At 49.9% G+C, this 7717-nt stretch carries 10 protein-coding genes; 6 read left to right on the top strand and 4 right to left on the bottom strand.

Annotated features, from left to right (window positions below; translation table 11 throughout):
* Positions 1 to 251: 251 nt before the first annotated feature.
* The gene (locus H627_RS0111250) at positions 252 to 728 is read left to right on the top strand and encodes a hypothetical protein (RefSeq protein ID WP_027829035.1); all 477 of its coding nucleotides are present in this window, start codon (positions 252 to 254) and stop codon (positions 726 to 728) included.
* Positions 729 to 892: 164 nt separating this feature from the next.
* On the opposite strand, the gene H627_RS0111245 is transcribed toward H627_RS0111250, so the two are convergent.
* Complete coding sequence (locus H627_RS0111245; protein ID WP_027829034.1) at positions 893 to 1294, bottom strand: type II toxin-antitoxin system CcdA family antitoxin; 402 nt, start codon at positions 1292 to 1294, stop codon at positions 893 to 895.
* Positions 1295 to 1490: 196 nt separating this feature from the next.
* Between H627_RS0111245 and H627_RS0111240 the strand changes: the two genes are divergently transcribed.
* The 4 genes from H627_RS0111240 to H627_RS0111225 are packed head-to-tail and all read left to right on the top strand — an operon-like array spanning position 1491 to position 4072.
* Positions 1491 to 2300, top strand: coding sequence for an ABC transporter ATP-binding protein (locus H627_RS0111240; protein WP_027829033.1), 810 nt, complete (start codon positions 1491 to 1493; stop codon positions 2298 to 2300).
* A 1-nt stretch (position 2301) separates the two neighbouring features.
* On the top strand, positions 2302 to 3174 hold the full coding sequence (locus tag H627_RS0111235; RefSeq protein WP_027829032.1) for an ABC transporter permease: 873 nt from the start codon (positions 2302 to 2304) through the stop codon (positions 3172 to 3174).
* Positions 3175 to 3199: 25 nt separating this feature from the next.
* On the top strand, positions 3200 to 3658 hold the full coding sequence (locus H627_RS0111230) for a LytTR family DNA-binding domain-containing protein (protein ID WP_027829031.1): 459 nt from the start codon (positions 3200 to 3202) through the stop codon (positions 3656 to 3658).
* 12 nt (positions 3659 to 3670) lie between these two features.
* Positions 3671 to 4072: a DUF3021 domain-containing protein gene (locus H627_RS0111225; RefSeq protein WP_027829030.1), complete on the top strand. Its 402-nt coding sequence runs from the start codon at positions 3671 to 3673 to the stop codon at positions 4070 to 4072.
* Positions 4073 to 4114: 42 nt separating this feature from the next.
* Here H627_RS0111225 and H627_RS0111220 read toward each other — a convergent pair whose 3' ends face one another.
* The 3 genes from H627_RS0111220 to H627_RS0111210 all read right to left on the bottom strand — a co-directional run bounded on the left by H627_RS0111220 (position 4115) and on the right by H627_RS0111210 (position 6257).
* Positions 4115 to 4438, bottom strand: a complete 324-nt coding sequence (locus H627_RS0111220; RefSeq protein ID WP_027829029.1) for a magnetosome magnetite crystal formation protein family — start codon at positions 4436 to 4438, stop codon at positions 4115 to 4117.
* Positions 4439 to 4678: 240 nt separating this feature from the next.
* Positions 4679 to 5260 (bottom strand): SOS response-associated peptidase family protein, encoded by a 582-nt coding sequence (locus H627_RS0111215; protein WP_027829028.1) that lies wholly within the window; start codon positions 5258 to 5260, stop codon positions 4679 to 4681.
* A gap of 88 nt (positions 5261 to 5348) precedes the next feature.
* Positions 5349 to 6257: an ArsR/SmtB family transcription factor gene (locus H627_RS0111210; RefSeq protein ID WP_027829027.1), complete on the bottom strand. Its 909-nt coding sequence runs from the start codon at positions 6255 to 6257 to the stop codon at positions 5349 to 5351.
* A 193-nt stretch (positions 6258 to 6450) separates the two neighbouring features.
* Between H627_RS0111210 and H627_RS0111205 the strand changes: the two genes are divergently transcribed.
* Entirely contained in the window at positions 6451 to 7710 is a 1260-nt protein-coding gene (locus H627_RS0111205) for an ABC transporter substrate-binding protein (RefSeq protein WP_027829026.1), read from the top strand.
* The last annotated feature ends 7 nt before the right edge of the window (positions 7711 to 7717 follow it).

The following is a 7717-nucleotide window of genomic DNA, read 5'->3' as shown; positions in this document are numbered from 1 at the left end:
GTAACGGATTCCCTTCCGCCGCATAAAAAAACTCCCTTCTGGGAGAACAGACCTTTGATTATTTGGTCTGTCCACCCTGAAGGGAGTGTACCCGAATGCTAGAGCGGGTATTTTTATACCAACTTTTTTAAAAGGAACGCACGTTATTGCTTTCTGACGGTTCGGTCGATTACGTATAATTAAATTAGGGAACGTTCGTTTGTCCCACCTGGAAAAATTCGAGCTGATAGGACAGAAAGGACAGAGTGCCAATGCGCGATAACTTACAAGCTATGGGGGCCGAGCAGCGCCATACCTTCACTGCCACATTTGAACGCACAGGATACAAGACCAAGGACGTGCGCTACGCCACTTATTATCAACCCACTCTGCTGGTCAATGACGTGACTGACGAACAAGGCAAGGTGTTGACCGATCACTTGTGGTTTAACTATACGTTGGGTTTTCAAAAACTCGGTCATTTGGAAAAGGGTGATCGGCTGCAATTTGATGGCCGAATCACGACTTATACCAAGGGGTATCAAGGGTGGGACGCTGAACTCAGTGCCGAGCATCCGATTGAGACGGATTACAAGATTGAACGACCGACCAAGATCAAGCTGTTGGGTGTGTGTGAAGAGCGGCCATCGCTGCCAAAAGATAATTGGGATCTGGTACAGCAAATCATTGAAGAAAATGGAGCGTTCTATCGAGCTCGTGCTGCCCAAGAAGGAAAGTACCGTAAATAAGCGACTTGGCGGGGAGCAGATGAACGAAGAGCAATATTTCAATGAAAGCATAGACTAACTTGAAGCCCATACCAAGGGCGACGACAGTCAGATACTCATCCGCGAACGCACACTCGATGATCCATCCAAAACAAACCAACGTTAATCAATGGGAGCGGAGACCTTTAGCTCTTCATCTTTTTGTGCTTCGCGGCCAGGGCTTCAGCCAGGGCTGCTGAAAGATTGATATCGGCATCCTCCGCCCAAGTCGCCAGATCAGCAGGGATTGTCACATTTTTCCGGACGTGCCGGCGTAATTGGCGCTTCTTAGCTGACAAGTTCGCACTGACCACGGCCGTGAAGTCTTCATTTTCAAGCTTGAAGGTCTTGGGGTTTGACGGTTCAGGCAAATCCTTCTGGTTGTAATTCATTTCGGCCAACACGTCGCTGGCCATCAGATAGGCGTCCGCCAGCCCGTAGCCTTCAGTAAAGGTATGCGGGAGATCTGGAAATTTAACGAGATATAGATCACGGGCGTCGTGGGTAGGGTGAAAGATGGCGGGGTAGGCAATAAATTTATCGGACAACGTAGGGAAACCTCCTGAGATCTAAGTTAATTTCAACGCGACACATGCGCTACTCCAATATTACGCAACTGGATACTGGGTTGTCACTATCCGGCACATAAGCACCACTTACCCCTCAATTTCAACCACTTACCGCAAATCGTGAGACGCCTGCCCCGTTCGCCTGCTAATCTACATGCATAGGGAGATGAGCGCAATGTTACTCACTGCAAAGAACCTAACAAAGACGTACGGCGATCACGTCGCCGTGAACGGCATCAATTTAACGATTGAAAAGGGCAGCCTCACCGCTGTTTTGGGACCGAACGGGGCTGGTAAGTCAACGACGATCAATATGCTGACTGGGCTGCTGGCGCCTACCGCAGGGATGGTCAGTTACGCCGACGAGACCAAAATCGGTGTGGTGTTCCAGAACAGTATGCTGGATAAGGCTCTGACCGTGACTGAAAACCTGCGGATTCGGGCTAAGCAGTACCGGGATGTGCCGGCAAGCCGGGTAGCTGTATTAATTGAGGAACTGGGTTTAACTGATTTTCAAAACCAGCCCTATGGTACATTATCCGGCGGCCAGCGGCGGCGCGTGGACATTGCCCGGGCATTGCTCAATGCACCGACGATCCTGTTCCTGGATGAACCAACTACCGGTTTGGATATTCAAACCCGGACCGCAATTTGGTCATTGCTCCATGCGCTGCAGCAATCGCAGCAGCTGACCATTCTGCTGACGACCCACTATCTGGACGAGGCCGACCACGCGGACATGGTGTATATCGTTGACCGCGGGCAGGTCATCGCGCAAGGAACCGCGGCAACGATTCGCACGCAATATGCCCAAAATGTGTTAACGGTGACGACAGCTGCGGGGGAGCAGGTCCATCATCCCCAGACGGCGCAGGCGGCAATGGCCTTCCTCACCGCCCACAAGCAGGTCATTTTGAACTTTGAATATCGAGCAGGTACGATGGACGATGCCTTTATGGCGTTGACTGGGAAGGAGATGCGTTAACATGTTGGCAATGATTCGGCGTAACCTATTACTTTATTTTCGGGATCGGGCAGGCGTATTCTTCTCCTTATTAGGGGCCTTGATTTCGTTCGTGCTTTACTTAGTGTTTCTGAAACAAAGCATTCTCACGGAATGGAGTGCCGCGCCTAACGCCAATCAGCTGCTGGATCTGTGGCAGATTGGCGGGACGATGACAATCATGGGCATTACGACCACATTGGCCAGCTTGGAACGGATGGTGCAAGATCGGGAAAACGGCGTGCGGGATGATCTGTTGTTGACTGATGCCGGACCGTTTGGCTTGCAAGTCAGTTACATGGTGAGTGCTGCGATTATCGGCTTATTCATGCAGCTGATGGTGCTGCTGATCATGGGGCTGTATTTTGTCATTGCTGATGGCATCACCATTCCCTGGGCTGAGCTGCCCATGGTCGGGGTGATCATGCTATTGAGCACGTTTACTGCCACGGCGTTGAATACCATGCTGGTGCAAGGAATTAAGAAGATTGCTACGCTCGGAGCCGTGAGCACGGTGATCAGTACTGCTGCCGGCTTCTTGGTGGGGACTTACGTACCAATCGGTGCTTTGCCCAATGCCGCTCAAGTATTGCTCAAATGTACGCCGGGGGCCTACATCGCCGCCCTGTACCGGGAAACACTGATGGGCCCGACACTGACGACAACGTTCCAACATCATGCCGCAGCGCTGACTCGTTTCCGAACAACAATGGGCGTGCGGATTGCTTGGTCCAGCCAGTTGACAGTTGGCCAAACATACGGAATAGTAGGAAGCGTGCTACTCATCGCATTGTTTTTCGCCCTGTTACCGCAATGGCGGGCCGCTCGGCAGCGGCGGGCGTTAGTGAACGCGTAATTCTAGGCAGAAATGAGGGACAGGTATGGTCCGCAGTCGTTTTTCTGAAAACAAACGTTATGCGTCGACAGATCCGGCAGTGACCGTGGAGGCGGCTGTTGAGGATCAAAATGTTCAAGCCCTCATGGCCTACATTGACCGGTATGGTGCCAATCAGACGAACATTGTGCCGATCAAAACAGAAGAACGAATTCAAATGGTGCGCCTGGATGATATTATTATGGCGGACGTGCAGGATACGCAGCTGCTAGTTTTCACCACGACGGGCGTACTGACGACCCGGGAACGGTTGGCCCACTTTGCCGACCGGCTGGCCAGTCCGGATTTTGTCCAAGTGTCGAAACACGCCATAGTCAACCTCAACCATCTATTGTCCTTGGAAGACAGCTTCTCGGGCAGCATGACGGCGAAACTCAGCGAACACAATAAGACCAGCGTCAGCCGCAAGTACGTGCAGCTGCTCGCCCAGAGACTTGGTCTATAGGAGGCACAAAAAATGTGGAAATTAATGGGCCGGACTGTGCTCGGCGGGATTGGCATCGGCTCGTTCATGTATTTGCTGGTGGTCATGCTCGGAGTGCAGACAACGGCGCCGACACCCCGCAACATTGGCAGCGTATGGGTCATGAGTGCCTTGATCAGTTTACTGTCGTTGATCTTTAACTCAGACCGGTGGTCATTTCTTGCATTACTTGCCGTCCATCTTGGGGGTACGGCCGGCATCGTGGCAGTGACGATCCTGTATAACCACTGGAGCAATCTGCTGACGGAATGGTCCTACTGGCTGGTTTTCCTGCTGATTTACGTGGCGGTTTGGGCCATCATTTATGTCGATCAGGCCCTGCGAGTGTCGCGGATCAATAAAGCATTGGCGGATCGACGCAAGAATCGTGCCTAAAACAAAAAAGCCACCCCGCAGGATGGCTTTCACTGATCAGTATTAGTCTTGGGCCAGCAGTTTGATGCCTTTGTACAAGTTGTAAACCACCAGTCCCAAGTCCACCACGACAATTACGATCATGATAGGAATCGTCACGCCCGTAGTGATGGGGACGCTATTCGAAGTGAAACCAGTAATGCCAATCAATAGCATGCCACCGAAAGCCACGATTCCAGGGATGATGTGCAGCAGTAATGCATTTTTAGCATCCGCCTGGGTCTCGGATCCGGCATCGGACACCATCCAGACAATCAATGGGAAAATAATTGGTGCAAATAATACTGAAATGTAACTCAATGCGCGCAAAAGACGATGATCGTTCATCGTGATTCCCCCTTATGAAATTAGATTATAGTACCGACATCTGGATTTCAATAATGGTGCTTGCACTTCCACCAAGTAAAGCAGATCGGCTGCAAGCACTGGCCCAGCCGATTGAAGACAAACCAGGTCTAGATCCAAAACCCATCCGCATCAAGCACGAGTTCCGGAATGACGAAAAGCACTGAACGCCTGCCGTACAACCGCGGACGTTCAGTGCTTTTCACTACAGCTTAGTTGAAATCAACTGAACACTGCATCGGGATCATTCGTGGTACTGATCAATTCGGCCATCTCTTCCTGCAACTGAGCGACGGCATAGGTGTCATCGAACAGCCACTTCTTCAGGTCCTTATGCGGAATCATCAGCGGCATACGGTCATGGACCCTAGCCACCGCGTCATTTGGCGTGGTAGTCAAAATGATGGATCGTTTACCTTCTGGGAAGTGGGCGATGAAACCGGCCACCAGCAAGATTCGGCCCTGCGGATCTTGAAAATAAGTTTTCTCTTTATCCTTGCTCCATTCGTAGAAACCGGACATCGGGAAGACACACCGCTCGTTGAGGAAGGGCGCCTTGAACATTTCTTTGATCAGCACTGTTTCCGAGCGGGCATTGATGATCAGCTGTCCCGGCTTAAATCCTGGAAAGCCCCAGACCACGCTGCCCAGCGCCATGTGCTGGGCGTGGGCCATAATCACCGCTGCGTGATCCTTGGGGAATACCTCCCCCGTTTTCACCGGCATATCGTGGTCCGCCAATGACTCAGTCAACTGGCGCAGCCGCTTATTCCGGCGTACATCGATATAATATCTGCCGCACATCTTGAAAGTCATCCTTTCTTGATACAGTTCTATTATAGTCTTGTATTCTGAGAAAGAACGGGCAAGAACAACTCAACAGTGACTAGTATTAAGAAAAGTAGACAGTCGCCTTGATATTTTGGTCGTGATTTCCAAAACCGGCACCAAACAACGTTAGGCCGCCAAACCGATCTTCGTCAGGCAGGACACCGATCCGGAAGCGGATCGTTTTTTGCTTTTCGAGCTGCAGCATTGCTGCACTAATTTCTGAAATCGATTGACTGTTTACTGAGGTGTCCAATTTTCCCACTCGAAGATGGGTCAATACCCCATACTGGCTGAAATCACTGGGCCACCAAGCTGGCGTGTAGCGTCCGCGCACATCAGAGAAGTTTCCGGGAATTTCCGTAGCGCCCACAAACACATCGTTGATCCAGAAGCCGATTTTTGACGGCCAGTTGTTGTTCGATAGCGGAAATTCGCTGGCCAGTTCAAGATCGAATTCCAGCATTTCTAAGCGGCTATCCTGACTAAGTTCGTTCGGGATAATGTATTCCAGCGCGCCCTGCGTGAACCAGAGCAGGTGGGCGTGCGACCGTTGCGGAGAAAGAAATACGTTTGGGTCATCCATTTTGCCGATCCGCTCTTTTAAACTAACCAGACCACATGTTTCACGCACATCTTGGACGGAAAAATAACTGCCGACGGGGATGTCGTAGGTCAGCTGATGGTACTCTGGAAAAATTGTTTCTGGGAAGTTAACTACGATCTTATCCACAGTGGGGATGATAGCCACTTGGCGGCTATCGCCCGCTATGGATTGTTGGAAACGCAATAAACCGGCATCTGCTAAAATATGCAGGTTTTTAGATACTGCTGCCTTGCTTAGACTTAGCTGTTGGGCCAAGTCGGTGGCCGTGTAAGCAGTATGAAAGAGGAGCCGCAGTATTTCTAGCCGCACTGGGTTGGCTAAGGCCTGATAGACGGGCAGTGACGTGTCTTCAATATCCAGATCCATAAGTTGATCACCACAGTTTTCTTTTTTGTTAACTATTATACGATACTCGAACCTTCATGACAATCCAGCACTCTTTTACGTTAAACCCCGTCTAATTGGATTGACAGCGCTTACCTACGATGATATTTTCAACATGGTAAGTAGTGCTTAAGAAATGTTTCAGAAGGAAAGTCAATGATGAGGTGAATTAATTATGCGACGGTTGCGTTCACTAGTGTTGGCATTGGCAACTATTCTCCTGGCCTTCGTGGCGGTGGGATGTACAAGTAGCCGGGCCCAGTCAGATTCAAAGACGATCGTATTTTGGAACCCGTTCACGGGTCCCGATGGCACCAGTATGCAAAAGCTGGTCAATGAATACAATGCGACCAAACCAGAGTATCCGGTCAAGAACATTTCCCTGACAGAAGGGGACATGTATGCCAAGATTCCCACTATTGTCAATTCAGGGCGGGGGATTCCTGATTTGCAAATTGTCCATGTGGAACGTATCAAAGATTACGTGCATAACGGCATTCTTGATACGTATGATCAATATCTCAGCAATTATCCCAATATCAAAAGCAGCAATTATGTGCAAGAGGCTTGGAACGGCGGCTCCTATGAAGGACATCGCTATGGTATTCCCCTCGATATCCATACATTTGTGATGTACTACAACAAAGACCTGGTGGCCAAATATTGTCCCGAAGCCTTGGATGATAATATCGTCACCTTTGATGAAATTAAGGCGGCGGGGGAAAAGGCCAAGAAAGACGGCATTACTGCCCTTGGACTAACTTGGTGGAAACCAAATTATCTGTCTATGCTGGGCCAACAGGGCGGCGAGTTAACTAAGAATGGGGTTGACCCAACACTCAACACAGAGCCGGCTAAAAATACGTTGAACTTTTACAAGTCGCTCTATGCCGCGGGCATTACAAGCCGCGATGGTCAGGACCCCATGCAGTTATTCTTGACGGGCAAAGAGATTTTTCATCCTGAAGGGATTTGGATGGTGAATCAGATTCGTGAAAGCAAGATCAAGTTCGGCCTGACCAATGCGCCCCAAGTGTCAGCCGATCCCAAGAAAATGGTGAATTGGTCCTCCAGTCATCAATTTGTACTGTTGAAACAAGCTAAGCGGAATACCGCCAAGACCAAAGCTACTTTGAAGTTTATTAACTGGGTCCGCACCCACTCGATTCATTGGGCTGAGGCAGGGCAGAATCCAGCTTCCCAGGCAATTACAAAAAATAAGGCGTATCAGAAGATGGGGCAGTCCTTCCTGTTGAAGAGCAAAACAGAACAAGAGTCATTGCGTATTTTCGATTATCGCTATAACGGGTATGTCGCCGACTTTCTTGATCGATATGCGTTAGACCCAGTTTTTGGTAAGACGTCGATCGAAAAATATTTGAAGGATATGCAAAGTACTGTGCAAGACAAAATTGATGCACAGATCACGGATTGAGGGGGAA

Origin of the sequence: Schleiferilactobacillus harbinensis DSM 16991 (genome assembly GCF_000425885.1) — a bacterium.
In the GTDB taxonomy this organism is placed as follows: domain Bacteria; phylum Bacillota; class Bacilli; order Lactobacillales; family Lactobacillaceae; genus Schleiferilactobacillus; species Schleiferilactobacillus harbinensis.
The sequence above is the reverse complement of the archived record's forward strand: the minus strand, read 5'-3'. Positions and strand labels throughout refer to the sequence as shown.